The organism is Methylorubrum zatmanii (genome assembly GCF_014845115.1).
In the GTDB taxonomy this organism is placed as follows: domain Bacteria; phylum Pseudomonadota; class Alphaproteobacteria; order Rhizobiales; family Beijerinckiaceae; genus Methylobacterium; species Methylobacterium zatmanii.
Window position 1 is genome coordinate 1 of sequence record NZ_NKUI01000388.1, and the last position, 765, is coordinate 765.

A 765-nucleotide genomic window follows, 5' to 3' on the forward strand; every position below is an offset into this window, starting at 1 on the left:
GCCGAGACGAATCCCCTGCCGACGACGACGAAGCCGGATACGTCCAAGTCCGGTCCCGATCCGGCGGCGCCCGCCCCGGAGCAGGCGCCGATTCCCCGGCCTGCCCAATCCGGCGCCGCCCCGTCCGTCACACCGCCGCCCTCCGCCCTGCCGACCCTGGTTCCGAGCCCCGGCGAGCCTAACGACGTGGATCCGGTCACCCTGCCGGCCAAGCCGGTGGCGATCCTGTCGGGCCAGACCAAATGGGAGGCGGCGCGGGCCAATCTCAGGGCCTCGTTCAAGACCATCGGCGAGACCTTGGCCAAGCTCGGCCTGAAGCCGGCGGGCCGGCCGATCGCGCTGTTCACCAAGACCGAGGATGACGGCTTCCAGTACGAGGCGATGATCCCGATCGAATCCGCGCCGGCACAGGCTACCGAGACGAACGGCGTCACCTTCGGCTCCAGCCCGAGCGGCAAGGCCCTGCGGTTCAAGCACAGCGGCACCTACGAGGAGATCGACGGCACCTACGAGACCCTGACCGCCTATCTCGACGCCAAGGAGATCGACGTTCAGGACCGCTTTCTGGAAGAATACGTGACTGATCTCGGCGAGGGGGCCGACGACAAGCTCGACATCAACATCTACGCCTTGCCGAAATAAACTTGGCCGAAATAAGCTCGGCTGCAGATCATTCCTGCTGAAGCGGGAACCGCCGAATCCCTTCGTGGATTCGGCTCCCATGCCGCTTTTCCCCGAGATCGAGCTTCCCGCCCCGCGCCGCTC

The 765-nt window shown here is 66.5% G+C and carries 1 protein-coding gene; it reads left to right on the forward strand.

Annotated elements, in window-relative coordinates; all coding sequences use genetic code 11:
- Positions 1-642 (forward strand): GyrI-like domain-containing protein (locus MZTS_RS24910; protein ID WP_192286007.1); only part of this gene is annotated, 642 nt, incomplete at its 5' end.
- Positions 643-765 lie beyond the last annotated feature (123 nt).